The sequence below is a fragment of the Pseudoxanthomonas sp. 134C1 genome, assembly GCF_057773065.1.
Genome location: NZ_JBYMTH010000004.1, coordinates 35,012 through 58,840, shown reverse-complemented (window position 1 = coordinate 58,840; position 23,829 = coordinate 35,012). Strand labels below are relative to the sequence as shown.

At 67.3% G+C, this 23,829-nt stretch carries 24 protein-coding genes; 2 read left to right on the top strand and 22 right to left on the bottom strand.

What is annotated here, in order from left to right; all coding sequences use genetic code 11:
- From AC3DEZ_RS09485 to AC3DEZ_RS09415, 15 genes are all read right to left on the bottom strand, one after another.
- A complete protein-coding gene (locus AC3DEZ_RS09485; RefSeq protein WP_488387997.1) occupies positions 1–2,187 on the bottom strand; it encodes a formylglycine-generating enzyme family protein in 2,187 nt (728 codons plus the stop codon).
- 26 nt (positions 2,188–2,213) lie between these two features.
- Positions 2,214–3,164 carry a ribokinase gene (locus AC3DEZ_RS09480; RefSeq protein ID WP_488387996.1) on the bottom strand — a complete coding sequence of 317 codons (951 nt, stop codon included), beginning with the start codon at positions 3,162–3,164 and terminating at the stop codon, positions 2,214–2,216.
- Positions 3,161–4,468, bottom strand: a complete 1,308-nt coding sequence (locus AC3DEZ_RS09475; RefSeq protein ID WP_488387995.1) for a serine hydrolase domain-containing protein — start codon at positions 4,466–4,468, stop codon at positions 3,161–3,163. The genes AC3DEZ_RS09480 and AC3DEZ_RS09475 overlap by 4 nt, the downstream gene beginning before the upstream one ends.
- A gap of 23 nt (positions 4,469–4,491) precedes the next feature.
- Complete coding sequence (locus tag AC3DEZ_RS09470) at positions 4,492–6,747, bottom strand: TonB-dependent receptor (protein ID WP_488387994.1); 2,256 nt, start codon at positions 6,745–6,747, stop codon at positions 4,492–4,494.
- 278 nt (positions 6,748–7,025) lie between these two features.
- Entirely contained in the window at positions 7,026–7,901 is an 876-nt protein-coding gene (locus AC3DEZ_RS09465) for a LysR family transcriptional regulator (protein ID WP_447103515.1), read from the bottom strand.
- Between the two features lie 85 nt (positions 7,902–7,986).
- Complete coding sequence (locus tag AC3DEZ_RS09460) at positions 7,987–10,398, bottom strand: sodium:solute symporter family protein (protein WP_488387993.1); 2,412 nt, start codon at positions 10,396–10,398, stop codon at positions 7,987–7,989.
- A gap of 97 nt (positions 10,399–10,495) precedes the next feature.
- Positions 10,496–11,335, bottom strand: a complete 840-nt coding sequence (locus tag AC3DEZ_RS09455) for an HpcH/HpaI aldolase/citrate lyase family protein (RefSeq protein ID WP_488387992.1) — start codon at positions 11,333–11,335, stop codon at positions 10,496–10,498.
- Between the two features lie 251 nt (positions 11,336–11,586).
- Positions 11,587–12,603, bottom strand: coding sequence for a sugar kinase (locus AC3DEZ_RS09450; protein ID WP_488387991.1), 1,017 nt, complete (start codon positions 12,601–12,603; stop codon positions 11,587–11,589).
- Between the two features lie 129 nt (positions 12,604–12,732).
- Positions 12,733–13,206, bottom strand: a complete 474-nt coding sequence (locus AC3DEZ_RS09445) for a hypothetical protein (RefSeq protein WP_488387990.1) — start codon at positions 13,204–13,206, stop codon at positions 12,733–12,735.
- Positions 13,207–13,289: 83 nt separating this feature from the next.
- Entirely contained in the window at positions 13,290–13,760 is a 471-nt protein-coding gene (locus AC3DEZ_RS09440; RefSeq protein ID WP_488387989.1) for a hypothetical protein, read from the bottom strand.
- A gap of 210 nt (positions 13,761–13,970) precedes the next feature.
- Positions 13,971–14,690, bottom strand: coding sequence for an HAD family hydrolase (locus tag AC3DEZ_RS09435; RefSeq protein WP_488387988.1), 720 nt, complete (start codon positions 14,688–14,690; stop codon positions 13,971–13,973).
- Positions 14,691–14,826: 136 nt separating this feature from the next.
- A complete protein-coding gene (locus AC3DEZ_RS09430) occupies positions 14,827–15,174 on the bottom strand; it encodes a hypothetical protein (protein WP_488387987.1) in 348 nt (115 codons plus the stop codon).
- 55 nt (positions 15,175–15,229) lie between these two features.
- Positions 15,230–15,571 (bottom strand): hypothetical protein, encoded by a 342-nt coding sequence (locus tag AC3DEZ_RS09425; protein WP_488387986.1) that lies wholly within the window; start codon positions 15,569–15,571, stop codon positions 15,230–15,232.
- 173 nt (positions 15,572–15,744) lie between these two features.
- The gene (locus AC3DEZ_RS09420) at positions 15,745–16,137 is read right to left on the bottom strand and encodes an EF-hand domain-containing protein (RefSeq protein ID WP_488387985.1); all 393 of its coding nucleotides are present in this window, start codon (positions 16,135–16,137) and stop codon (positions 15,745–15,747) included.
- A 206-nt stretch (positions 16,138–16,343) separates the two neighbouring features.
- Entirely contained in the window at positions 16,344–16,745 is a 402-nt protein-coding gene (locus tag AC3DEZ_RS09415; RefSeq protein WP_447103525.1) for a hypothetical protein, read from the bottom strand.
- A gap of 131 nt (positions 16,746–16,876) precedes the next feature.
- Between AC3DEZ_RS09415 and AC3DEZ_RS09410 the strand changes: the two genes are divergently transcribed.
- The gene (locus AC3DEZ_RS09410) at positions 16,877–17,512 is read left to right on the top strand and encodes a Rossmann-fold NAD(P)-binding domain-containing protein (RefSeq protein ID WP_488387984.1); all 636 of its coding nucleotides are present in this window, start codon (positions 16,877–16,879) and stop codon (positions 17,510–17,512) included.
- Between the two features lie 6 nt (positions 17,513–17,518).
- Here the strand turns inward: AC3DEZ_RS09410 and AC3DEZ_RS09405 are convergent, their stop codons facing one another.
- The 3 genes from AC3DEZ_RS09405 to AC3DEZ_RS09395 form a co-directional block, all read right to left on the bottom strand.
- A complete protein-coding gene (locus AC3DEZ_RS09405; protein WP_488387983.1) occupies positions 17,519–18,028 on the bottom strand; it encodes a CcdC protein domain-containing protein in 510 nt (169 codons plus the stop codon).
- A 94-nt stretch (positions 18,029–18,122) separates the two neighbouring features.
- Entirely contained in the window at positions 18,123–18,626 is a 504-nt protein-coding gene (locus AC3DEZ_RS09400; protein WP_488387982.1) for a hypothetical protein, read from the bottom strand.
- A 105-nt stretch (positions 18,627–18,731) separates the two neighbouring features.
- Positions 18,732–19,523 carry a lytic transglycosylase domain-containing protein gene (locus tag AC3DEZ_RS09395; protein ID WP_488387981.1) on the bottom strand — a complete coding sequence of 264 codons (792 nt, stop codon included), beginning with the start codon at positions 19,521–19,523 and terminating at the stop codon, positions 18,732–18,734.
- Positions 19,524–19,706: 183 nt separating this feature from the next.
- Here AC3DEZ_RS09395 and ppa point away from each other — a divergent pair, with 183 nt between their 5' ends.
- A complete protein-coding gene (gene ppa / locus AC3DEZ_RS09390; RefSeq protein WP_447103530.1) occupies positions 19,707–20,243 on the top strand; it encodes an inorganic diphosphatase in 537 nt (178 codons plus the stop codon).
- Between the two features lie 72 nt (positions 20,244–20,315).
- Here ppa and AC3DEZ_RS09385 read toward each other — a convergent pair whose 3' ends face one another.
- The 4 genes from AC3DEZ_RS09385 to thiC all read right to left on the bottom strand — a co-directional run bounded on the left by AC3DEZ_RS09385 (position 20,316) and on the right by thiC (position 23,766).
- On the bottom strand, positions 20,316–20,996 hold the full coding sequence (locus AC3DEZ_RS09385) for an ion channel (protein WP_447103531.1): 681 nt from the start codon (positions 20,994–20,996) through the stop codon (positions 20,316–20,318).
- A 7-nt stretch (positions 20,997–21,003) separates the two neighbouring features.
- Positions 21,004–21,171: a hypothetical protein gene (locus tag AC3DEZ_RS09380; RefSeq protein WP_488387980.1), complete on the bottom strand. Its 168-nt coding sequence runs from the start codon at positions 21,169–21,171 to the stop codon at positions 21,004–21,006.
- Positions 21,168–21,779 (bottom strand): DUF4136 domain-containing protein, encoded by a 612-nt coding sequence (locus tag AC3DEZ_RS09375; RefSeq protein WP_488387979.1) that lies wholly within the window; start codon positions 21,777–21,779, stop codon positions 21,168–21,170. The genes AC3DEZ_RS09380 and AC3DEZ_RS09375 overlap by 4 nt, the downstream gene beginning before the upstream one ends.
- Before the next feature lie 109 nt (positions 21,780–21,888).
- A complete protein-coding gene (gene thiC, locus AC3DEZ_RS09370) occupies positions 21,889–23,766 on the bottom strand; it encodes a phosphomethylpyrimidine synthase ThiC (protein ID WP_488387978.1) in 1,878 nt (625 codons plus the stop codon).
- Between the last annotated feature and the right edge of the window lie 63 nt (positions 23,767–23,829).

Here is a 23,829-nt window from a genome sequence, read left to right as displayed (position 1 = left end):
CTACTCCGCGTCCACCACGCAACGGAAGCCGAGCATGCCGGAGCGATCCTTGCTCGGCGCCATCAGCAGGTACTTGCCGTGCTGATCCAGCCGGTAGGCCTGCGGGAAATACCAGTGCGAGGTCTGCGGCTGGTAGGCGCTGCCGCCGCGCAGGATCGCCGCGCGGGTATGTTCATCCGCGTATTCGTCGGTCCACTGCCAGACGTTGCCGATCAGATCCTCGACGCCGAACGGGCTCGCTCCCTGCGGATACGCACCGACGTCGGCCGGTGGCCGCAGGCGGCGCTCGCGGTTCACCGGCGGCACCGCATCCGCGCGCCAGTCATTGCCCCACGGATAGAGCCGTCCATCGGTGCCCTGCGCGGCGTACTGCCATTCCCATTCGTGCGGGAGGCGCTTGCCCGCCCACGCGGCATAAGCCCGCGCATCCTCCAGCGAGACCCAGGTGACCGGCTTGTTTTCCCAACCCGGGCGCGGCGCGCCGTCCTGCCAGTCGCGCAGGAAATTGTGCGCATCGCGCGGCGTGTAGCCGCTGGCCTCCAGGAACTGCTTGAACTGCGCATGGGTGACCGGGTGGCGGTCGATGTGGAACGCTTTCATCGCCATCCGCCGCCGATGGTGGCGCCGGGCGCTGCCTTCCCACGGATACTGCACGTCCAGCCCTTCCCAGGTCTGGCCCTCGATCTCCACGCCGCCGACGACGAACACGAATTCGCCAGCGGGCACCGTCACCATGCCTTCCGGCGCCTGCGCGCGCACGTCGGTCGGCGCGATCGGCGTGATCTCTTGCGGAATCGCATGCCAGCGGTTGGACAGGCTGCGCAGCGGCACCCGCGCCAGATCGGCCATCAGCGACAGGAATGCCGCCAGGCCTTCGATCTGCACGCCCTCGTCCAGCGCCAGCACGGCGCCGAAGCCGCGGCCTTCCAGGTTCATCTCCAGCACCGCCCGATCGCCCGCGATCAGCGGTTGCAGCCGGACGCCGTGCCAGACATCGAAATACTGGCGGCCCGGCTGGTGCGGCAGCGCCAGCTGTTCGCCCTCCACGTCGTACTCGTTGCGGTTGACCAGCGTCCACAACACCTGGCCCTCGCCCGGAAAACGGCTGGCGAACACGCCCGCCTGCAGGGTCGGGAAGTACGGCGTCCAGTCGCGGCTGACCATCAGCGGGGCGAAGCGGCGCTCGAGGGTGGCGATGCGGCGCAGCGATTCGGCGTCGCGCGGGGTGAACTGGTTCCACAGGCCCCAGATGTTCTCCCACGCGTTGTAGCCGATACCGTTGAAGAAGATGTATTGCAGATCGTGGTTGCGATCGCGACCCCAGCGATTCTCGTAGTTGATCATGTGGCGCGGTTCCAGCCACTTGAACTTGGCCACCGGCGGAATCACCTCGTTGGGCGCCTTCTTGCCCCAGCTCTGCACGTTCCAGATCAGGTGCTCCTCGGCGCTGATCGTGGATTCCGGCTGTACCACCACCGGCCGGCCGAGTGCGTCGCAGGCATCGAAGAACGCGCGCGGTACGCCGTTGTAGGTATCGCCATTGATGCCGTCGGCGCCGACCTCCTCGACCAGCCGCGCGACGGCCTGCCAATCCGCCTCGCCCTGTGCGCGGGTGCCGTTGTCCCACGGCATGGTCGGCAGGAACACCTTGACGCCGCGGCGATGGAAATCATCGACCGCGCTTTTCAGTCCGGCCAGGCCGCCGGGCAGGTCGGCGGCCATGTCGAACTGGTTGCGATCGTCGATACCGATGTTCGGATAGACGTACCAGAGCAGCACGCTGTCCAGTCCGCCGAAGCGCTGCTCCAGATCATCCAGATAGCGATCCACGGTATAGCGGCCGGTGGCCGGATCATGGAAATAGCGGTCCTCCACCATCATCTGCGCGTGCACGAAGTTGCGCTGCGCCCATTGCAGTTCCGGGCGGCGGTAGTTGGCGTCGTCGTACCCGATGCGGGTCAGGTGCTCGCGGCGCCAGTCGCGCAGTTCGGCGATCCAGTCGGCCGAGGTGGCGCTGACGTCGATCTTCCAATGGCCGATCTCGGCGAACGGCCAGCCCGGCGCCTTGCCCGGCGTCGGCAGGTAGCGCTGGGTGGTGACGTGCGAGAACTTGTATTCGGTCTTCGGCACGTGGCGCGGCGCGTCATCGTCGTGGGCGGAAGGAAACGGATCCGGTGCGGCGTTCATGGCGTGGTTCTTTCAGGGAGGGGGATTCAGGTCAGGCCAAACTGCGTGGCCAGTGCCTCGCGGGCCTGCGCGGTGGTGGCCGGCGCGTCGCGCAGGAAGGCTTCGACCGCCTCGCGCGCGGGCACCGAGGCCTGCGCGCCCAGGCGCGTGCAGGCCAGCGCCGACGCCGCGCAGGCGTAGCGTAATGCATCGGCCAGGGCATCGCCCTGCGCCATCCGCGCCGCCAGCGCGCCGCAGAAGGTATCGCCCGCGGCGGTGGTATCGACGGCATCCACGCGGAACGCCGGTTGCAGGAACAGGCCCTCGGCGCTGCGCGCGATGCAGCCACGCGCACCCAGGGTGACCACCACGCAGGGAACGGCCAGGCGCGCGAGGCGATCGGCGATGCCGCCCGCCGGGCCGGCCAGTGCCTCGAGTTCGCCCTCGTTGACGATCAGCACATCGACCGCCCGCAGCAGCGCATCGGGCAGCATCCGCGCGGGTGCGGCATTGAGTACCACCGTCACCCCCGCGTGACGCGCGGTGGCGGCGTACGCGGTGACGGTTTCAATCGGGGTTTCCAGTTGCAGCAGCAAATGCGACACCGCGGCAAGCGGTGGCAGATCGCTGGCGCGGAGCGAGTTGTTGGCGCCGGGCGCGACGGTGATCGCGTTCTCCGCGTCGTCGGACAGGCAGATGAAGGCGGTGCCGGTGGGCAATCTGCGGGATCGCACGATCACCGGATCCACCTCCGCGCCGCGCAGCGAGTCCTCGATGGTCGCGGCGAACGCATCCTGCCCCAGCGCCAGCAGCATGCGCGTGGGCGCGCCACCGGCGCGTGCCGCCGCCACGGCCTGGTTGGCGCCCTTGCCGCCCGGAAAGGTGGCGAAGTCGCGCCCCAGCACGGTCTCGCCCGGCGCCGGCACGTGCGCGGCGCGGACGACGAAATCGAGGTTCGCCGAACCGGCGACGAGGATGTGCCTGGTTACGGCGGTCATGGTTCCAGTGCCTGGTAGACCAGGTTGTAGAAAGGCGTCGCGAGGCGGGGAAGATCGTGCGGCTGACCATCCGGCAGATGTTGCAGCAGGAGGATCGCGAACATGCGTTCCTGGCGATCAACCGTGAAGTACGTCGAGGCCGCGCCGGACCAGCCAAACGCGCCGACCGAACCCAGCCGGCCACGGCCGGCGACGTCGAGAATCACCGAACCCCCCAGGCCGAAGCCTTCGGCGCGGCTGAACTCGGTGACGGGCGGATCCAGTTGTCCCTGCAGATGATTCATCATCATCAGCTCAACCGTCTTGCGACCCAGGATGCGCTGGCCATCCAGTGCGCCGCCATCCAGCAGCATCTGGCAGAACCGCGCGTAGTCGGAGATCGTGGAGTACAGGCCGCCCGCCCCGCTGGGATAGGCGTTGAGCGACACGCCCGGTCGCCGTGCGCTGCGACTGTCGTCCAGCCCCAGACGATCATCGGCGCCCATGCGGGTCAGATCGACCACGCGCCCGCGCGAGGCTTCCGGCACGCTGAATCCGGTGTCGCGCATGCGCAGCGGCGCGAGGATGTGCCCACGCAGGTAGGCGTCGAAAGATTCACCGCTCACGACTTCGATCACGCGTGCCAGCACTTCGATGCCGGTGCCGTCGTACTTGAAGCGGGTACCCGGTTCGGTCGCCAGCGGCACTTTCGCCAGACGAGCGGTGAAGGTCGCCAGATCCGGCGACCCGTGCAGATCCGCGCGCTCCAGCAGCCGCGTGGCTTCCTCGGAGCCTTCGCCGCCGGTGGCGAAACCCGCCGTATGGGTGAGCAGCTGGCGCAGGGTGATCGGTCGTCGCGCCGCCTCCAGCACCGGTTTGTCCGCGGTGCCGCCGGCGAAGCGCCGCATGTGCGCGAACTCCGGCAGGTAGCGGCTCACCGGATCGTCCAGGCCCAGCTTGCCCTGCTCCATCAACTGGAGCACGGCCACCGAGGTGATCGGCTTGGTCATCGAATAGATGCGGAAGATGGCGTCTTCCGTCATCGGCCGGCTACGCGCCAGATCACGGCTACCGTAGGCCTGCACGGCCACGACCTTGCCATCGCGCGCGATCAGGGCGACCGCGCCGAGATAGCCCTCCGGCCCGGTTGCCCGATCAAGGAAGTCGTCCAGCCGCCGCAGGCGGGAGGGAGAAAAACCCTCCGCCGCGGTGGGCGCCGCGGCCGGAAGGTCCACCACCGGGGGAGCCGCCTTGGCCGCGGGTGCGACCATCAGGGCGGCCATCAGCAGCGGCCACACCCGCTGCGCGTGCGTTCCCTGAAACATCCGACGTGGGGGAGTCGTCCGTTTCAAAAGTTGATGGTGTGGGTGAGCGAGACCATGCGGCCACGGCCCGCCCAGTAGTTCTGGTAGCCCGCCAGCTGCGACCAGCTCAGGATGTACTGCTTGTCGGTCAGGTTCTCGATTCCGAGCGAGAACTTGCCGAAGCTTTCGGTCTGGACGTTCACACCCAGATCGAACAGGGTGTAGCCGGTGGTCTTTTCCTCGTACTCGAAGAAGCGGTTGTCGTAGGCACGGGTATCGCTGCCCGAAAGATTCCGATCCGCCAGGCGGGTCGCCCCGAGGGTGACGTCGATGTTCGCGGTCGGATTCCAGGTCACCGCGGCGGAGATCTTGTCGGGGTTGATGTCCAGCACGCCCATCGGCTTGTTCAGCGCGCCGGCGCCGTAGTTGCCGGCCGGGTCGGCCGCCCAGAACGCGGTCTTGCCGCGGATGCGCGAGTACAGCGCACTGACCTTCCACTGCGGATTGAAGCGCCAGTCGCCACTGACTTCCACACCCTTGATGCGCGTCGGCGCGCGGCTGAGGATGAAGTCGTTGGAGTTGGGATCGATTGCCAGCGAAGTGCCGAACGGCGTCTTGGAGTCGTAGTGCGAGGCACTGAAGGAACCGCGATCACCACGCCAGTTGACGCCGAACTCGGTGTTGTCGACGACGATGGCGGCGATATCGGCGATGCGATCCACCGACTGTCCCACCACGTTGATGTTGCGAAGCGGGATGCCGATGTTCGGTAGACCGAAGCCTTCGCCGTAGGAACCGAATACCGACCATTGATCAGTGATGCGCCAGATCGCGCCGTAGTTGATCAGGTTTTCCTTGTACTTCACCCCGCCGCCCTGGACAAACACGCTGTTACGGTAGGCCGTGGTGGTGTAGCTGTCGACGTTCAGCTCGCCGTCCTCGCGACGATAACCGCCGCTCAGGGTCACCGGACCGATGTCGTAGGTCAGCTGCGCATAGGGGGCGGTGCTTTCGTACTTCATCGGCGGCACCCACAGGCGATTGGTCAGCGCCAGACGCTGCTCGGCCGTGTCCTTGACCACGTCGACACCGGTACGCAGCTCCAGTCCGGAGACGTTGAACAGTTCCGGCCGGGTCCAGCCGACGCGGAAGCCCTTCTTGTCGGTGACGATTTCGGACTGGTCGTAGATGCGGTCGGCCTCGTTGAAGTCGTCGTCCACCTTGACCAGCTGCTTGTCATCGCCGTTCTCCGGCAGATAACGCATGGCCTGGTCGGCATAGTAGGCATCGATGCCCAGCGTACCGCCGAAGAAGTCGCCATGGGTGTACTTGACGGCGTACTGCTTGAAATCGTTGAACTCGGCCTTCTGGCCGAAGATCTGGCCGCGCTCGGAGGTATTGGTGCGCGGCACGGTGCACGGCGGATCGGCGTCCTCGTCTTCAGGACCGCGGCAGCCCACCACCTGGACATAGTTGCCCTTGCCTTCGATCTTGAAGTGGCTGATGGTCGCCTGGATGCGCTGCTCGCCGTTCTCGCCGAAGTTGATGCCGCCCTTCAGGAACAGGTTCCTGGCTTCCGAATCGGACACCGAGCCGCTGGTGTTCATGCCGATGCGGCGGCCATTTCCGTCGTAGGAAATGCCGCGATCGATGAACGAGACGCCACCGATGAAGTCCGCGTTGTCCTGCTTGTACGCATGGTTGACACCCAGCTTCCAGCCGGCGCTGTCGGTTCCGAACTGGGTGGAATAGCGCGTGGTGACCGTGGTTTCGTGGCCTTCCTTGGTCGGATTCTTCGACAGGTAGTTGATGATGCCGCCCGCCGCGCCGATGCCTTCGGACGCCGACGGACCGTTGATGACCTCGATGCGGCCGACCATGCCCATGTCGGTGAAGGTCGCATTGCGTCCGCCCTCGCGCAGGGGAGAACCCTGCGGCACGCCATCGAACAGGCGCAGCGCGATGCGGCCGCGCAGGGTTTCGCCGGTGTTGCTCATGGCCTGCGACGATTCGGCGTAGCCGGGCACGGTGCGCGCGAGCACGGCGGTGGCATCTTCGGTCACCAGCAGCGTGTGGGCGATGTCTTCCTTCGACACCAGGGTGATCGCACCCGGAATCTTGTCCACCGCCTTCGGCGTGCGCACGCCGGTGACGATCACCTGATCGAGATTGGTGGCTTCCACTTCCCCGGCCTTTGACGCCTCGGCCGGGGGTGGCGGGGTGTTCTGTTGGGCCTTGACGCTGGCGCTGACGGCGGCGGCCAGCAGGAATACGCCGAATGCGGCGGGCACGTGCTTCATGGTGTTCTTCTCTGAGATGGTGGGCTGCAAGAACCGCGGCGCTGGCCGCAGGGCTCTCCGATAGCGTTCTTGTTGTTATTGCGCATCCGCGGGCGGCGGAGAGAATGGCGCCCGCGCTGCCAGACGTTCCTCCCAGACGCCGGCGACAGCCTCGACAATGTCGACAGAGCCTAGGTGCACGCCGTCACGGAAAGAATCCTCCGCACCTATGTTCAGAGCCTAGTTTTTGTTGGGTGATCCCGGCCGGCGGTATCGATGCAGTGCAGCATCGCCCGTGTTCAGGACAGCTGCGAGACGGCCTGGCTTTCCTGCAGCAGCACGGTGACCAGGCGGATGCGCACGGTCGAGCGCGACCAGACCATGCCGATGCGGCGCGGCACGCATTCGTTCGGCAACGGAATCCGGACCAGGTCCAGTCCTTCCGGCCAGGGTCTGGCCCAGTTGGGCACCAGCGACACGCCCAGGCCGCGATCCACCATCACCGCGATGGCGTTGAGCGCGTTCAGTTCGAAACGCTCGTGCGGAACGATACCGGCGTTGCGCAGGTACTCGTCGGCCTGACGGCCACCCCACTGGTTGCGGTCGTAGCGGATCAGCGGCTGGCTGGCGAGCAGCTCGTGCGGATCCCGGCCGGCCATCGCCGCCGGCGCCAGCACCACCAGCGGTTCCTCGCGCAGCAACTGCCACTGGCAGGTCTTGGGCAGCGAGAACGGCGCCTGCAGCACGATGGCCGCATCCAGTTCGCCCGACTCCACCGCGCGATACAGGTCGGCCGAATAGCCCGGCTTGATGAACACGTTGATCTGCGGAAACGTTTCCACCATCCGCGCCAGGATGTCCGGCAGCATGCCGGCCAGCGCGGTGGGACAGGCGCCCAGGCGCAGTTCCCCGGAAACCGCGCTGTCGTTGGCGACGCTGCGCATGTCGGCCACGTCGCGCAGCAAGTCGCGGGCCCGCTGGATGATCCGCGAGCCCTCCTCGGTGACGCTGACGGTCCGTCCCACCCGTGCGATCAGCGATGCGCCGAGCTCGCGCTCCAGCGTGCGGATCTGCTGGGCCACCGCCGCCGGGGTGATGTTCAGTTCGCGCGCGGCCGCCGCCATCGAGCCACGATCGACCACGGTGACGAAGGTATTCAGGAACTGGGTATCCACGGCTCTCCCCCTGGCGTGCGCTCAGCAGGCTACCGCAGCCCCGCCGCGGGCGCGACAGGACCAACGGCAGGGGCGGAAGGCGCGCTCATTCGGCATCGCGATAGATGGTGAGGCCCTTGAGCGAGCGCTGCGGCGCCGGGAACAGCAGGCTGGCGAGGTAACCGATGACGATGCACAGCAGGATCGAAATGGCCAGGTAGAAGTACGGATGCACCAGATCCATCGACCACGCCAGGAAGGTCAGCACGATGCTCGACCCGATGCCGATCGCCACGCCCGGCGAGTTGGCCCGGCGGGTGAACATGCCCAGCGTGTAGGCGCCGGCGAAACCACCGCCCAGCAGGCCGGCCAGTTCGATGGAGATGTCGAACAGCGAATGGATGTCGTAGCGCGACAGCAGCAGCGCCAGGCCGATGCCGACCAGGCCGACCATGACCGTGGTGATCTCGGCGAACAGCACGCTCTTCTTCTGGTCCGCCTTCTTCGAGAGCTTCTCGTAGAAATCGACCGAGATCAGGGTGGCGACGCTGTTCATGATGCTCGACAGCGTGGCCATCGCGGCGGCGAAGATGCCGGCGATGATCAGCCCGGTGACGCCCGGCGGCAGCTCGGCGGCGATGAACAGCGGGAACGTGGCGTCGATCGGCAGCAGCGGATTCAACCGCTCCGGATTGTTCTTGTAGTAGACGAACAGTGCGGTGCCGATGCCGTAGAAGATGAAGCCGCCGGGAATCATGATCGCGGCGAACGCCCAGATCGAACGCCCGGCCTCCTTGTCCGACTTGGTCGACAGGGTGCGCTGCATCAGCACCTGGTCCTTCGGGAAGGTCAGGACGACGTCGAAGATCACCAGGAAGATGAAGCCCCAGACGGTGGCCTTGGTCAGGTCGAAGCTGAAATCGAGCGTATGCATCTTCTGCTCGGCCATCGCGGTGGCGAAGAACTCGGATGTGCCGCCCTTGAGATGCCAGATGATGAAGCCGATGGCGAACATCGCGCCGCCCATCTTGACGAAGACCTGCACGAAATCGGTCCAGATCACCGCCTTCATGCCTCCCATCGCGGTGTAGATGATGGTGAACACGCCCATCAGGATCACGCTCCAGACCACGCTGATGCCGGTGATGGTGGCGATGGCGAGCGCGGGCAGGAACAGGATCACGCTCATCCGCGCGCCCACCTGCATGGCGATGCACAGCGCGCTGGCCAGCATGCGGATGGCCGGATGGAACCGGGTTTCCAGGTACGAGAACACCGACATCAGATCCAGCCGACGCAACAGGGGCACGATCCACACCGCCACGAACATCAATCCGATCACGGCGATGAGATTGTTGGTCATGTACTGCCAGTTGGTCTCGAACGCCTTGGCCGGGATGGCGATGAAACTGATCGAACTGGTGTTGGTGGCATACAGGCTCACGCCCGCCGCCCAGAACGGAATGCTGCGTCCGCCGACGAAGAAGTCCGAGGTCGAGTTGCGTTTTTCCTTCAGGTAGAAGTACATGCCGATGCCGATCATCGACGCCAGGTAGACGATGATCACCAGCCAGTCCATCCACTTCAGCAGATGCTTGCCGGACGCCAGCCGCGCCGATTCCAGGACCTGTCCGCCCTTGCCGTCGTCGGCGGCCCACACCAGACCGTTGTGCCAACCGGTGGCCATTCGCACCTCGCTGCCGATCCCGGTCGGCAACGTGGCCCAGACACTGGTGATGGTGTGGTACGTCATCAGGTGCATGCCGCGGTTGTCGCGCACCAGCATCAGCAGGTGCGCCTGGCCCAGCGCGCGCGCCGAACCCGGCAGGCGCGTGCCCGGCACCGCCGGCTTGGCTTCCCAACCGCGATCCACCGTCCAGCGCCACAGCGGCTGGGAGGTCGTGCCGGTGCCCATCAGGTAGAGCGCATTCGTCTGGGCCAGCAGATCGCCGGCCGGCGCGCCCTCCGGCCATGCCGGGCCATCGGTCCACGCGGTGGGCGCCGTCAGTGCCACGCGCCACAACCGCGGCGCGCCGTCACCGGCGCCGGCCACGTACAGGGCATCGCCGAGGACGGCGAAGCGCGCCCAGTTCAGCGCCTGCGGAAGCGTGGGCAATGGCTGGCGCGCCAGCGTGTTGCCGGTCAGCCGCAGTTCTTCCATCCGCGCCGGTTCCGTTCCGGCGGACACCAACGCGAACAGGCGGCGGCCGTCGCCGCCGGCATCGATCACCCGCGGCGGCTGGCCGCCTTGCCACGCCAGCACCTGCCACTGGCGGCCATCCGCGGAGAGGACCCATGCGCCGCCCCCGCCCAGCGCGATCGGACGATCCTCGATCGATCGCAGCATCTCCACGGCCGCCCCCGCGGGCAACGCCGGCAGCACGCCCCGCTCCACCGAGGTCAGGCTCTCGGCGTGCACGCCGGGAATGGCGGCGCCCAGCAACAGCAGCAGGTACAACGCGGCTCGCAGGAAGCCGGTCGCCTCCTTGGATACAGGCAGGACGGCGGTTCGGCTCATCGTGTTTCCATGCTTTCGAAATTCGGTGTGATCGCGACGCCCGGCGTGCCCGCCATGCGCCGCGTGGACGGCAATCCCCTGCGCTCCCCCGCGTGCTTCATGCGTCCGCCGCCGCGACGATGGCTTGCGCGCGATGGAGATAGGGAGGATCGATCATCCGTCCTTCCAGCAGGAAGGCGCCGCGGCCCAGCCGCGCCGCCTCGGCGGCGGCCGCGACGATCCGTCGCGCGCGGGCGACTTCTTCCCCGGACGGCTGGAAGATAACGTTGGCCAGGGCGATCTGGCGTGGATGGATGCAGCTCTTGCCCAGGTAGCCCAGGCGGCGGGCGATGCCCGCTTCGGCCTGGAAGCCGGACGCGTCATCCACGTCGGGATACGCGCTGTCGTAGGCGAACACGCCCGCCTCGGCGGCGGCCATGCGCAGCGTGTAGAGCACGGCGTGCAGGTTGGCGGGATCCTGGCGGTCGATGCCGAGCGCTTCGAACAGATCCCCCAGCCCCAGTTGCAGGCCGACCACGCGCGGATGCGCACGCCCGATGTCGGCGGCCTGGCGCAGGCCCAGCGGTGTCTCGATGTTGACCAGCAGTTCCGGCGCCTGTTCGTCCGCGAGCAGCGAGGCCATCGCGACCACCGCCACGGTCACCTCGCGCGCGTGATCGATCTTGGGCAGGTTGATCACATCCACCTTGCGCCCGGCCAGCGCGGCGAGATCGGCTTCGAACTCCGGCGACGACGGCGCGTTGGTGCGGACGATGATCACTTTGCCGGTGGGCAGGTCGGGGCTGTCCAGGAAAGCCGCCAGGTTCGCGCGCGCCTCCGCCTTGCGTGCCTGCGGCACGGCGTCCTCCAGGTCGAAGGAAATCGCATCGGCACCGCTCGCCATGGCCTTGGCGAACAGTTCCGGACGGTTGCCGGGCACGAACAGCTTGCTACGCATGGACCGCACTCTTCATGGCGAGGCAGTTTCAACGATGCGGACACAAAGAAAAGTCGTGCCCGGCATCTTCAGACCCAACATTTGCTTGCGATACCCGATTCCGCGCCGGCCACACCTTGCGGCGCCTGCGATCCGGCGGCCCCCCGGCCGCATGTTCAAGCCGGCCCCGCCGCCGCGATACGTCGTCCGGATCACCCACCCGGTTCGCTCGCGCCGGATTTGCTGCGATGCAACCCGCGCCGACGCATCACTCAGCGGCGGACGTCGAATCCCGCCTGCGCCAGGAAACCTTCCACGTCGGCGACGCCCAGCGTACTGAAATCACCAGGCAACGAATGCTTGAGGCAACCCGCCGCAAGTCCGAAGTGCAGCGCGTCGGCGTCGGTGCGGCCGCTCATCGCGCCATGCAACACGCCGGCGGCGAAGGCATCCCCGGTGCCGATGCGATCGACGATGCCGGGTATCTCGTACTCCGGCGTGCCCTGCGGGCGTCCGTCGCGGCGCAGCGCCACCGCGGACAACGCATGGTGGTCCACGCTGCGCTGCGCCCTTACGGTCGCGGCCATCAGCTGGAGCCGCGGGAACGCCGCAAACGCGGCCTGCGCCCCCGCGGCGAAACGTTCCTGCGCGGTGTCACCCTCGAACGCGCGGCCCAGCACCACTTCCATGTCGCGATGGCTGGCGAACATCACGTCCGCCTCCGCCATCAAGCCGCGCAGCAGGGTCGGGGCATCCCCGTCCCAGGCCTGCCACAACTGCGGGCGGTAATTGCCGTCGAAGGACACCTTGGCCCCGGCGGCACGCGCGGCGCGCATCGCTTCCCGCACGCCTTGCGCCGCGTCGGCGCCCAGCGCCGGGGTCACCCCGGACACGTGCAGCCAGTCGGCGCCATCCAGCAACGCGGCCCAGTCATGGCGCCCGCCACCGGCCTGCGCGAAGGCGGAGCCGGCGCGGTCATACAGCACCTGCGAGGGACGATGGATCGCGCCGGTGGTCAGGAAGTAGAGTCCCATCCGCCCCGGCACCCGCTGCACGGCGGCGGTATCGACACCGTGCCGGCGCAATTCGCCGACGGCGGTTTCGCCCAGCGCGTTGTCGGCGACCACGCCGACCATGCGCGCGGCATGGCCGAACCGCGCCAGCGACACCGCGACGTTGGCCTCCGCGCCACCGACATGGACTTCCAGCGCGGGCGACTGCAGCAGGGTTTCCCGCCCGGGCGCACCCAGCCGCAACAGCAACTCGCCGAAACAGACGACCTTCCCCACCGTGCCTCCCTTCCCTGTCGTTTCATGTGCCGGACGCGGAGTGTACGGCGAGCCCCGTTCGCCTGCCCGCCCGCCGGCGGGAAGCCGGAGAGAGATCCGGTCAGAAGTGAGGAACCGCGCACAGCCCGATCAGGGGGACGGACGCTCCCAGCGTCGGTAGGTGTCATCCAGTCCCTTGCGCAGGCGCCGATAGCCCGCAGTACCCGGGCGCACGTCCAGGCGCTCGGCGACCGCGCACCAGCCTCCGCCATGATCGCGCGACCATTCGCGCACCACCGCGCGGCACGGCTGCCCCGCCGCCTGCGCCACCGCGCAGGCCATGTAGATGTCGCCGGCCGACCAGTCCGGCTGCTTCATCATGGCTTCCACGTACGCGCGCGGCACGCTGTAGTAGCGGGCCATCTCGTCGGCGAACGCCGCCGGATAGCGCGCCGCGTATTCGTTGATGTCCTCGAGGTGGCGATCCACCGAGGCATCGCCGCTGCCGGGCCATTCGGCCTGTGGCGGCGCGGGCGTGGCGGCGTGGACAGGCGCGCACGCCATCAGGCCAAGCGCGAGGCCCAGCGGGAAGAGACAGGTGCGATGGCGGGAAGGCACGGACATGCGGGCATTGTGCCGCAGTGCCTCCTTCCGTGCAGGCGGCCGGCGCATGCCGGCCGCCTGCGGATCAGGAAGCGATGTCCGGATCAATCGTCGTCGTGATGACGGCGTCCGTCGTGACGACGCCAGCGACGGTCGTCGTCGTCCCAGCGATCGCGACGATCATGGCGATCGCGGCGGTCATATCGATCATGGCGGTCATAACGGTCGTAACGGTCCCGATCCACGTAGCGCACGTAGTGCGGGTTGTTGCGGTAGTAACCGTAGGCGTTGCCGCGCGGCGGGACGCGGTAGTACTGCCGCGGCACGTAACGGTAGTAGGTCGGGCGATGGTAGCGATCACGCACGATGACCACCCGATTGCCATAGCCGTAGCGGTCTCCGTCCCCGTAGCGGTAATAGGGCTGCCCGCCGTTGTAGATGACATCGGCCACGTCCACGATGACCCGGACCAGGTCATCGTCCGCGCGGGCCGGCGAAGGGGCCAGCGCCGCCAGTCCAAGGCCGGCGGCCAGGACGGTGGGAGCCAACAGACGCGTGAGTGAGAAGCTTGCCATGACATCCTCCGGTGGCCCGTCTGCACGGGCCGATGGGTGAAAGGTCCGTCCCTGGGGACCTGTGTGTGAAAGATGTCGCCTGACGCGTGAACCCGGATTTAACCCCGCGGGGGTGGCATCCGCGATGTCGACGGCGGACACGTTCCGTTCAACTCGTGCCGCCGCTCCAGGCGGGCCGGCGCGCGGCAGGAGCCCGCGGCGCAGCACCGATCAGGCCGTCCTCGCCTCGATGCCGGCCAGCGCGGCCGGCAGTTCGACCGCGCCGGAAACAGTCACCAGGCGGGGGACGTCATCGCCGAGGCCATGTTCGGCTTCCAGCGCCCAGGTGACGTGGTAGGGCATGTGGATACCCCAGCCGCCGAGCTGGATCACCGGCTCGATGTCCGAACGCAGGGAATTGCCGATCATCGCGAATCCGGAGGGTTCCACCTCCAGTTCCTGCAACACGCGCGTATAGGTGGGCACATCCTTCTCCGACACCACTTCGATGCGGTGGAACAGGTCCGTCAGTCCCGATTGCGCGATCTTGGCTTCCTGATGGAACAGATCGCCCTTGGTGATCAGCACGATCTCGTGATCCCGGGCGATGGCTTCCACCGCCTCGCGGATGCCGGGCAGCAGGTCCACCGGATGCTGCAGGGTCGCGCGACCGATTTCGATCACCCGGTGCAGGTCACGGGCGCTGATGCGCTCCCCGGTCAGCTGGATGGCGGTTTCCAGCATCGACAATGTCATGCCCTTTACACCGTAGCCGAACACCTTGAGGTTGCGCCGTTCGGTGTCCAGCAGATGCTGCTGCATGCGGCGGTCACCCAGATCGATGTATCGGCCCAGGATAGCTTCGAAATCCTGCTCGGCCTGCCGGTAGTAGTCCTCGCTCTTCCAGAGCGTGTCGTCACCGTCGAAACCTACCCAGCGGATACCGCCCATACCGTGCTGCCTCTTGTTTTCGTGGGGCGCGCAGCATACCAGCCGGCATGCGAAGGGCGGCCCTGTGGCCGCCCTTCGCATTTCGTTCGTGCATGCATCCGACCCGGCCCATGCCGGGTGGAGGCGACGCCTGCTGTTACTTCGCCGGCGGCGTGGTGCTGCCGCTACCCGAATCACCCGGAGGCGGCGGCGTCTGATCGCTGGCCGGCGGCGTGGTGCCGTCCGCCGGTGGCGGTGTCGTCGTCGCGGGCGCATTCGGATCCGTGGCCGGCGGCGCATTCGGATCGGCCGGTGGCGGCGTGGTGGCCGGTTCCGCCGGCGGCGGCGTGGTTTCCGCCGGAGGCGCGGTGTCGGTCGGCGGCGGCATGGTTTCGTCCTGCGTCTTGCTGCAAGCCGTCAATGCCAGCGCGCCACCCAGCACCGCCACCAGCAGCCAGGCGGGCCGCGGGCGGATCTGCGTGTTGCTGTGGACATGGGAGTTCATTCGTTTCCTCCTGATTGTCGCGCCGATCCGCGGATCGTGCCGCGACGGATGAAAATCAACGGCCGTTGCCGGCCGGCTTGTAGGCGGAGTATTCGGCCGGCGCGAGTTTGCCGTCGGCATCCTGGTCAAGCGTGCCGAAGGCCTGGGTCAGCGCGGGATCGACCGCCGCCTCGTCCTTGCCGATGCTGCCATCGCCATTCGCGTCCAGCTCTTCGAAAGGTCGCGGCGTTGGCGCCGACGCGTCACTCGCAGGCGGCGAGTCGGTCTGCTGCGGCGGTGTTTCCTGGCGCTGTTCCCGGGCGTCGCGTTCCTGCGCCGACACCCCTGCGGGAATCAGCAACGCGGTCATGGCCAACAAGGCCAGTGGCGCCGGGAACCGGCGGGATGATCGTTTCATGCGCGTCTCCTCTTGCTGCGTTCGTGTTCCCGGATGCTTTCGCTCGCATCGGATGGCGGGAAGACAACGGCTCGCGGGAGGCGGAGGGCGGCGTGGCCGCCCTCCGCGGGCGCTGCGCGATGGCGCCCTTGCGCCATCGCGGTGCGGTCATGCGGATGACCGCGGTGCGCGTATTACTTCTGCGGCTCGCTGTAGTTCTTTTCGACGAACGACTTGTACTCGTCGGCGGTCAGCTTGCCATCGGCGTCGGCGTCGGCCTTGTCGAAGACCTGGGAAAGGCCGGCATTGGCCGCAGCCTCTTCCTTGGTGATGTTGCCGTCGCCGTCCTTGTCGATGTCAGCCCAGCCCTGCTGGCTACCCGACTGGGTCGACTGCTGTGCAGACTGCTCGGCACCGCCCGTCGCCTGATCCGTGGTCGGCTGGGCCTGTTGCGCCGGCTCGGCCTGCTGGGTCTGCTCCGGCTGCTGCTGAGCCTGCGTGTCCTGCGCGAAGGCCATCGGCATGGCGACGGCGGCACCCAGGGCAATCAGGGCAATCAGCGGCTTGCGGGTGTTGTTCTTGGTCATCGTCGTTTGCTCCGTTATGGAATTAGGAAGTGCGTCCTGTAGCGCACGATGCCGACGATGCCGTTGTGCTTCTGAATCAACCCTGCGCCCTGAAATGAACGTGCACGCAGGCTTAACCACACGCGATTTTTTTTCGATTACTTGCTTCGTTAGCGATACGTGATGGCTATGTGGAGGCGGCATCGCGGCGTGATGCGCACGTCAGATCAGTGTTCAATCCGCGTGTTTTTTTGTTCCCGGGAAACGACTCCTTCACGCCAGCCTCGGCTGAACCATTGCCAACCTATTACGACGCCGGTGAGCGCGCCGACGATCTCCAGCACCACGCGCATGCCCAGCGCGTCGGGATCGTGGATCGCCTTCAGTGCGATGCGCGCGTACAGCGGCGACTCCAGCTTCACCATGCCGATGTAGAACAGGTTCCAGGTATCGACACCGGCGCCGATCGCGACCGCGATCAGGCAGGCCCAGCCCACCGCGTGCCCGATCGACCAGCCCAGCGCGCGGCAGATCGCCTGCCAGCCGGCATAGACCAGCAGCCCGACGGCGAAGGCGATCAGGCACGCTTCCAGCGCGCCGAGGAATCCGAAGTGCAAAGGCAGGTTCATGGGGTCATGCGTGCTCCCGTCACGCGAAGATCCGCGCATCCGGATCGCGATGGGCCGGCGGCGGCCGGCAACCGATGGCATAGGATACGTGAGGCATGCGGGCCGCGTGGCTCCGCAGGAGGAGGATGGGGATGGAACGTCTGCTGCTGGTGGGAAGCACCGGCCTGGTGGGCCAGGCGGCACTCGCGCTCGCATTGGCGGATTCCCGCGTCGGCACCGTCATCGCGCCCACCCGGCGCCCGTTGCCGCCACATCCGCGCCTGTTGAACCCGATCGTCGATTTCGACCGGCTGGATCCGGACGCGGACCATTGGCGCGCCGAGGCGATGATCTGCGCGCTGGGCACGACCCTGCGCGACGCCGGCTCCCGGGCCGCGTTCCAGCGGGTCGATTTCGACTATCCGCTGGCCATCGCCCGCCTCGCGCATCGGCATGGCGCGCACACCCTGGCGGTTGCCTCGGCCGCCGGCGCGCGCGCGGATTCGCGGATTTTCTACAGCCGCACCAAGGGAGAACTGGAGCAGGCGCTGGCCGCATGCGGTTTCGCGTCGCTCACCTTCGTCCGCCCGTCGCTGCTGGGTGGGGAACGCGCGCGGCGACGCCCGGGCGAACATGCCGCACTGCGCGTGTTGACCGCACTCGCTCCGCTGGTCCCCGCGCGCTACCGGGTGGTGCCGGCGACCGCGGTGGCCGCCGCCTTGCTGGGGGCCGTGCGCGCCGCCAGGCCCGGCGTGCGGATCGTCGAATCCGAAGACATTCCCCGCTGACGCCGGTCAGCCGGCCGCGGCGTGCAGTTGCCGCATGCGCCACAGCAATCCGCCATTGAGCAGCAGGAAATAGCCGACCAGCGCGCCCGCGAACGCCATCGTCAACGGGCTGGCCTGCTGGGCGGTGGCCGCGGCGCCGTCGGCGAACGCACCGTGCGACCAGCGCCAGGCCAGGCGTCCGATCAGCAACAGGGTCAGCAGGCCGCCGAACCAGGGGTTGGGCACGTAGGTCGGATGCCCGTCGTGCCACTCCACCCGGGTGTGCCGAAGCGCGAAGCTCCCCAACAGGAGTCCGCCCGCCAATCCGGCGGCAATCCCGATCGCGACCCCGGGCAGGAATATCGCGGCCATCATCAGCATGCCCAGCAGCAACACCATCAGCGCCAGGCGCAACATGGTGCGCTTCGGCTGCCAGGGCTGGCGGCCGAAGCTGCGGCGGATGCGGCGATACATGACCCAGCCGATACCGGCGGTGACGAGATAGGGGGTCAGCGCGGGCAGGGCGACGGCGGGCATGGGGCGCTCCAGGAATCGGGTGGCGCCCACCTTAGGTCCCGGCGCATCGCCGGGACCAGTGACAGTTGTCATCAGATGCGGGGGAGCCCCCGGCTCAGCGCAACAGGCCGTGCGGGACCTGGCGCAGCGGCTGGATGCCGTCGGTGGCGGCAATCGCCTGGCTCGCGCGGTCCAGCAGGGCGTCATCCTCGCCGTCGATCACCACCAACAGGCGACCGGCTTCTATTTCGCGCTCGTAGTCGCGCCGCACCTCGCTCGGCACGGTCGAACCGGCCAGCGCCGCCGACCAGCCGCCGACCGTCGCGCCAACCAGAGTGGTGATGAGCACCCCGATCACGTGGAAACCGGCCTGCGGCAGCCACATCCCGATCAGGCCGCCGATCAGGCCGATCGCGCCACCACCCACGATGCCGCGCCAGGCGGCGGGCATGAAATCGGTGGGCGAAGCCTCTTTCTCCGCATCGGGAACCAGGGTCATCTCGATGTCGGACTGGGCGAGCACCGCGGCATGGCCGGGACGAATGCCGAGTCGGAGCGCGGCACCCATCGCCTGTTCCGCGGTGCCCAGGTCCGGAGCGCTGAAAACACGTCGATTCATGGCGGACTCCCGTGGGCGGCTGTCATCCAGCCTCGGGACGACGATAGGCCCGCGTGCGGGATGCGGAGGTGAAGAAAAGCCGTGCCCGCCGGTGCCCGGCGAGGGTCACTGCGCCGGGCGTTCAGCCGCGCTCTTGCGGCCCAGGGCGCGCAGGTAAAGGTCGTACAGGGCGGTCACCTTGGCCACGTATTCCTGCGTTTCCGCATACGGCGGCACGCCGCCATAGCGGGTCACCGTGCCGATGCCCGCGTTGTAGGCCGCCGCGACCAGAGTGAGGTCGCCCTTGTAGCGCCGCATCAACAGCTTCAGGTGGCGTGCGCCGGCATCGATGGACTGGGTGGAGGAGAACGGATCGGTCACGCCGTATTCGGTGGCCACTTCCGGCATCAGCTGCATGACGCCCTTGGCGCCCTTCGCTGACACCGCCGCCGAGTCGAAATCGCTCTCCGCGTGGGCAATCGCGCGCAGCCACGCGTCGTCCACACCGGTCTTCTTCGCCGCCGTGCGGAAATCCCCGGGGTACATGTTCAGGCGCGGCTTGCCGACCTTGCCCAGCCCGGGATGGGCCGGTTCGCCCGGTGGGGTCGCGACGGTGAACTTCAGGTACACCCGCGAGCCCGGCAGGTTGCGGGTGCTGTAGACCTGCTGCCCGTCCTGCTCCCGCTCGTACAGGGTGCCGCTGAAAACGCCCATCCGCCCCCACAGGTTCGGCAACTGGACCGCGTTGTCCTCGATCTGGCGGGCCTCGCAGCGGGAACCCGGCTCCGGCGCGGTGGCCAGACTGACCGTGCCGTCGCGGACGCAGCGGTAGACCGTCCGCGCCTGGGCCTCGGGCACGCCGAAGCCGGCCGAAACGGCCAGCAGGCAGACCATGACAAGGGCGCGGGAGGGACGCATGGGGGCGGATTCTAGGGCCGGCAAGCTGAGCGGCAACCCCCCTGGAAACGGCTTTCGAGGCACCTTCCGGACGGACGGGAAGCCCCGCCCCGACGGGCTCCGGGCCGCCGCTGCTGCGCCGCAGCAGGCAAGCGCGTAGAATTGCCGGCCCTGTCATTCCGCACGCTCTGGAGCACACGCATCATGGGTCTGGACCACGTTTCCACCGGCAAGAACCCGCCGGAAGAAATCAACGTCATCATCGAAATCCCGAAGGACTCGGAACCGGTGAAGTACGAAGTGGACAAGGAAAGCGGGGCGATTTTCGTCGATCGCATCCTTTCCACCCCGATGCGCTATCCCTGCAACTACGGCTATGTGCCGAACACCCAGTGCGGCGACGGCGATCCGGCCGACGTGCTGGTGGTGCTGCCGCTGCCGCTGATCCCCGGTTCGGTCATCCGCTGCCGCCCGGTCGGCGTGCTGCGCATGAGCGACGAAGCCGGCAGCGACGAGAAGCTGCTGGCCGTGCCGGTGGAAAAGGTCTTCTCCGGCTACAAGCACATCAACGACATCGATCAGGTCAGCCCGCACTGGCTGGAGCGCATCGGCCACTTCTTCGAGCACTACAAGGATCTGGAGAAGGGCAAGTGGGTGAAGCTCGACGGCTGGGGCAACGCCGCCGACGCCAAGCAGGTACTGGTGGATGCCATGCAGCGCTACGCCGAACTGAAGAAGTAAATCTTCCCTTCGGACGGAAAAAAGCCCGCCGTCGGCGGGCTTTCTTCGTTCTTGCGGCGAGCACCGGCGTTTTCAGCCGTCCTTGCGCATGCCCATCCGCAGCGTGGTCAGGCCGATCAGCCGCGACACCACCAGCGCGATGTACATGACCCCGGCGAACTGCTCCAGCATCACCAGTGCGCGCGCCTCCGCCTGCACCGGAACGATGTCGCTCAGGCCCACCCCCGACAGCACGCTGAAACTGAGGAACAGCAGTTCCATCCAGGTGCGGGGCTGGTCCGGCGCCACCGCGGCGATGAAACTGCCCGGGTACCACTGCTGGCAGACCGAGAAGGCGAATGCGAACGCCCATGCCAGCAGGGTGAACGTGGCGCCGGCGGCGAACAACTCGTCGCTGGTGACCTGGTGGTCCTGCAGCATGTAGGCGATCAGGCTGCCGGCGGTATAGAAGTACAGACCGCTCTCCAGCAGGTGCGCGAACACACCCAGATCGGCATTGTCGAAGGCTGCGGCCAGCAGCGACAGCGCCATCGCCGGCACCGCCAGCGCCAGTGCGATCCACAGCCGCGACGGGCTGCGGTTCACCACCCACAGGGCCAGCGCCAGCACCAGGATGCCGAATGCGCCGAACACCGCGCGGCCGCCGGCGGTGTCTTCCATCAGCGGGTACAGCAGCACGCCCAGCAATTGCACCAGCAGCAACCATGCCGACGGATGCCGGCGTGCCGCGACCAGCCAGCGGAGCCAGGTCATGCCCATCTCATCCCTTGAAGTGGTAGACCAGCGCGTAATAGATCACGTAGATCCACGACAACAGGCCGTGGATGATCGCCCACAGCAACGATTTGTTGGCGGTCCACGAAATGGTGATCGCCAGCGCGGTGCCGAATCCGATGCCCGCCCTGGCCGCACTCGCCGCGCCGCTCATTTGCGCGGCGCCGCGGGAACGATCGGCGTACCGCTGCCGGCCCGGTAGGGATAGCGCGCGAAGATGTCGGCGACCGCCTGGTCCAGCCGCGCGGCACGCTCGGCCGGCTTGGCGTTGGCGACCCGGCCGACCGCGATGCCTTCCCAGACCAGCTGGTTGCGCTTGGCATCGACCAGATCGAAGTTCAGGGTGCCCTCGGTGTACTGATAGACGTTGGTGCGGTCGTACCAGTAGGGAACGGCCACGTATCGGCGGGCGCGGTAGCTGTAGTAATAGTTGTAGTCCACGTCCGGCATGCTGACCACATCGGTCTTTTCCTGCATGTAGGCGTTGATGTTCAACCACAGGTCCGGCGACTTCTCGTCGTAGACATAGCCCCGCGACTCCATCTGGGCGCGGGCCGCCGCCTTGAGCCGGGCGCTGGTGATGGTGGCGTAGCCCTCGCTCTCCACCGCCAGCGGCGAGTAGAACGAGAAACTGCGGTAGCCGGCGAAATCGGCCGAAGGATCGGCTTCGCTGCTGATGCGGGGGCCGGTGGCGCATGCCGCCAGCAGCAGGACCCACGCCAGCAGCAGGCCGCGGGTGAGGAATGGGGTGGCTTGGCGCATGTTCGGCAATCTCCTGTCCGGGACCCCAAGCGTCGCGCGGGCGCGCCGGCGGCACAAGCCCCGCCGCCCCGGAAAAGCGGCGAACGGACGCATCCGTCCGCCGCATGGTTCAGCCTTCGTGGTAGACCTTCGCGCCCTGGGCGAGGAATTCGGCCGACTTCTCGGCCATGCCGGCCTCGATCGCCTGCTGTTCATCCACGCCATGCTCGGCCGCGTAGTCGCGCACGTCCTGGGTGATCTTCATCGAGCAGAAGTGCGGGCCACACATGGAACAGAAGTGGGCCAGCTTGTGCGCGTCCTTGGGCAGGGTCTCGTCGTGGAATTCCTTCGCCTTCTCCGGATCCAGGCCGAGGTGGAACTGATCCTCCCAGCGGAATTCGAAGCGCGCCTTGCTCAGCGCGTTGTCGCGTACCTGCGCGCCCGGATGGCCCTTGGCCAGATCCGCGGCGTGCGCGGCGATCTTGTAGGCCATGATGCCGTCGCGCACGTCCTGTCGGTTGGGCAGGCCCAGGTGTTCCTTGGGCGTCACGTAGCAGAGCATCGCGGTGCCGTACCAGCCGATCATCGCCGCGCCGATCGCGCTGGTGATGTGGTCGTAGCCCGGCGCGATGTCGGTGGTCAGCGGTCCCAGCGTGTAGAACGGTGCCTCACCGCACTCGCGCAGCTGCTTGTCCATGTTTTCCTTGATCAGCTGCATGGGGACGTGGCCCGGGCCTTCGATCATGGTCTGGACGTCGTGCTTCCAGGCGATCTTCGTCAGTTCGCCGAGTGTTTCCAGCTCGCCGAACTGGGCGGCATCGTTCGCATCGGCGATGCAGCCCGGGCGCAGGCCGTCACCCAGGCTGAAGGCCACGTCATAGGCCTTCATGATTTCGCAGATTTCCTCGAAATGCGTGTAGAGGAAATTCTCCTTGTGGTGCGCCAGGCACCACTTGGCCAGGATCGAACCACCGCGCGAGACGATGCCGGTGACCCGCTTCGCGGTCAGCGGCACATAGCGCAGCAGCACGCCGGCATGGATGGTGAAGTAATCCACGCCCTGCTCGGCCTGCTCGATCAGGGTGTCGCGAAAGATCTCCCAGGTCAGCTCCTCGGCGCGGCCGTCGACCTTCTCCAGCGCCTGATAGATCGGCACGGTGCCGATCGGCACCGGCGAATTGCGGATGATCCACTCGCGGGTCTCGTGGATGTGCTTGCCCGTGGACAGATCCATCACCGTGTCGCCGCCCCAGCGGATCGACCAGACCAGCTTCTCCACTTCCTCGGCGATCCCGGAGGACACCGCGCTGTTGCCGATGTTGGCGTTGATCTTGGTCAGGAAGTTGCGGCCGATGATCATCGGCTCGCTCTCCGGATGGTTGATGTTGTTCGGCAGGATCGCGCGACCACGGGCGATTTCGTCGCGCACGAATTCCGGCGTGATGATCTTCTGGATGCTCGCGCCGAAACTCTCGCCCGGATGCTGTGCCAGCAGCAGCGCTTCGCGCACCGCTTCCAGCCGCTGGTTCTCGCGGATGGCCACGTATTCCATCTCCGGCGTGACGATGCCCTTGCGCGCGTAGTGCATCTGGCTGACGTTGGCGCCCGCCTTCGCGCGGCGCGGCAGCGCACGGCCGGGGAAGCGGACCGCATCCAGCTTCGGATTGGTCTCGCGCGAACGGCCGAATTCCGAGCTCAGCGCGGACAGCGCCTCGGTATCGCCACGCTCCTCGATCCAGCGCGCACGCAGCGCCTGCAGGCCGGTCGCCAGATCGATATGCGCATCCGGGTCGGTGTACGGACCGGACGTGTCGTAGACGGTGACCGGCGCGTTCTCCTCGCCCCCGAACAGGGTCGGCGTGCGGGTCAGCGCGATTTCACGCATCGGCACGCGCAGATCCGGACGCGAACCGGCCACGAAGACCTTGCGCGACCCGGGAATCGGGCGGGTGACGGATTCGGAAAGCTGCTGGGTATCCTGCAGCAGGCGGGAGGGCACGGCGTTCATCGGCATCGTCCTGGTTGGAAAGCGGGACGAAGCGGCGGCGCATGGAACGCGGAGGGATCGCTG

What these genes read in the sequence shown, in the direction of transcription:
- AC3DEZ_RS09485 (WP_488387997.1), bottom strand. Translation starts at nt 2,187, where the DNA reads ATGAACGCCGCACCGGATCCGTTTCCTTCCGCCCACGACGATGACGCG.
- AC3DEZ_RS09480 (WP_488387996.1), bottom strand. Translation starts at nt 3,164, where the DNA reads ATGACCGCCGTAACCAGGCACATCCTCGTCGCCGGTTCGGCGAACCTC.
- AC3DEZ_RS09475 (WP_488387995.1), bottom strand. Translation starts at nt 4,468, where the DNA reads ATGTTTCAGGGAACGCACGCGCAGCGGGTGTGGCCGCTGCTGATGGCC.
- AC3DEZ_RS09470 (WP_488387994.1), bottom strand. Translation starts at nt 6,747, where the DNA reads ATGAAGCACGTGCCCGCCGCATTCGGCGTATTCCTGCTGGCCGCCGCC.
- AC3DEZ_RS09460 (WP_488387993.1), bottom strand. Translation starts at nt 10,398, where the DNA reads ATGAGCCGAACCGCCGTCCTGCCTGTATCCAAGGAGGCGACCGGCTTC.
- AC3DEZ_RS09455 (WP_488387992.1), bottom strand. Translation starts at nt 11,335, where the DNA reads ATGCGTAGCAAGCTGTTCGTGCCCGGCAACCGTCCGGAACTGTTCGCC.
- AC3DEZ_RS09445 (WP_488387990.1), bottom strand. Translation starts at nt 13,206, where the DNA reads ATGTCCGTGCCTTCCCGCCATCGCACCTGTCTCTTCCCGCTGGGCCTC.
- AC3DEZ_RS09440 (WP_488387989.1), bottom strand. Translation starts at nt 13,760, where the DNA reads ATGGCAAGCTTCTCACTCACGCGTCTGTTGGCTCCCACCGTCCTGGCC.
- AC3DEZ_RS09435 (WP_488387988.1), bottom strand. Translation starts at nt 14,690, where the DNA reads ATGGGCGGTATCCGCTGGGTAGGTTTCGACGGTGACGACACGCTCTGG.
- AC3DEZ_RS09430 (WP_488387987.1), bottom strand. Translation starts at nt 15,174, where the DNA reads ATGAACTCCCATGTCCACAGCAACACGCAGATCCGCCCGCGGCCCGCC.
- AC3DEZ_RS09425 (WP_488387986.1), bottom strand. Translation starts at nt 15,571, where the DNA reads ATGAAACGATCATCCCGCCGGTTCCCGGCGCCACTGGCCTTGTTGGCC.
- AC3DEZ_RS09420 (WP_488387985.1), bottom strand. Translation starts at nt 16,137, where the DNA reads ATGACCAAGAACAACACCCGCAAGCCGCTGATTGCCCTGATTGCCCTG.
- AC3DEZ_RS09415 (WP_447103525.1), bottom strand. Translation starts at nt 16,745, where the DNA reads ATGAACCTGCCTTTGCACTTCGGATTCCTCGGCGCGCTGGAAGCGTGC.
- AC3DEZ_RS09410 (WP_488387984.1), top strand. Translation starts at nt 16,877, where the DNA reads ATGGAACGTCTGCTGCTGGTGGGAAGCACCGGCCTGGTGGGCCAGGCG.
- AC3DEZ_RS09405 (WP_488387983.1), bottom strand. Translation starts at nt 18,028, where the DNA reads ATGCCCGCCGTCGCCCTGCCCGCGCTGACCCCCTATCTCGTCACCGCC.
- AC3DEZ_RS09400 (WP_488387982.1), bottom strand. Translation starts at nt 18,626, where the DNA reads ATGAATCGACGTGTTTTCAGCGCTCCGGACCTGGGCACCGCGGAACAG.
- AC3DEZ_RS09395 (WP_488387981.1), bottom strand. Translation starts at nt 19,523, where the DNA reads ATGCGTCCCTCCCGCGCCCTTGTCATGGTCTGCCTGCTGGCCGTTTCG.
- ppa (WP_447103530.1), top strand. Translation starts at nt 19,707, where the DNA reads ATGGGTCTGGACCACGTTTCCACCGGCAAGAACCCGCCGGAAGAAATC.
- AC3DEZ_RS09385 (WP_447103531.1), bottom strand. Translation starts at nt 20,996, where the DNA reads ATGACCTGGCTCCGCTGGCTGGTCGCGGCACGCCGGCATCCGTCGGCA.
- AC3DEZ_RS09380 (WP_488387980.1), bottom strand. Translation starts at nt 21,171, where the DNA reads ATGAGCGGCGCGGCGAGTGCGGCCAGGGCGGGCATCGGATTCGGCACC.
- AC3DEZ_RS09375 (WP_488387979.1), bottom strand. Translation starts at nt 21,779, where the DNA reads ATGCGCCAAGCCACCCCATTCCTCACCCGCGGCCTGCTGCTGGCGTGG.
- thiC (WP_488387978.1), bottom strand. Translation starts at nt 23,766, where the DNA reads ATGAACGCCGTGCCCTCCCGCCTGCTGCAGGATACCCAGCAGCTTTCC.